Here is a 510-nt window from a genome sequence, read left to right as displayed (position 1 = left end):
GGTGTTCCTATAGTTTTGTCAACTGATTTCCTCGATTGATTTTCACCAAGAAGGCAATGCTGGCGCAGGACCCACGAGCCCTGCGCTTTTCTATGGGGGAGGGCCGGCTAGGCCGAGTACGGGACCCCGTCCCTCATGATCGCGTATATCACCTTCAATCTCTTCCTGGCAACGGCCTTCAGGGCCTCCCCGTGGCACATGCCGCGATTCCTGCAGCTGCGGTAGTAGTCGCCGAACCGGCCCTTGCTGCGGCATAGCGAGTTGCAGGAGAAGATGAGCAGGTTCTTCAGCCGCTTGTTCCCCTGGCGGGACGAGCTCACCGACGATATCGACTTGCCCGATTGCCGGTTCCTGGGCGCGATCCCGCAGTAGGACGCGAGGTGGTCGTGGTCGGGAAAGTCGTCGATGTCTATGCCCACCACCAGCTCGGACGCGGTCCTGGGGCCGATCCCCGGGACGGTCAGCAGGCACGCGTACGTGCCGTCCTCGGCGAGCAGCGCGGCTATCTCG

At 62.4% G+C, this 510-nt stretch carries 1 protein-coding gene; it reads right to left on the bottom strand.

All coding sequences use genetic code 11. The features are described from left to right. Positions 1-107 precede the first annotated feature (107 nt). Positions 108-510: transposase (locus VJ923_RS12230; RefSeq protein WP_326441873.1), on the bottom strand; the 403-nt coding region annotated here is incomplete at its 5' end.

The organism is Adlercreutzia shanghongiae (assembly GCF_035830635.1).
GTDB lineage: Bacteria > Actinomycetota > Coriobacteriia > Coriobacteriales > Eggerthellaceae > Adlercreutzia > Adlercreutzia shanghongiae.
This window is presented reverse-complemented; position numbering and strand designations above follow the sequence as displayed.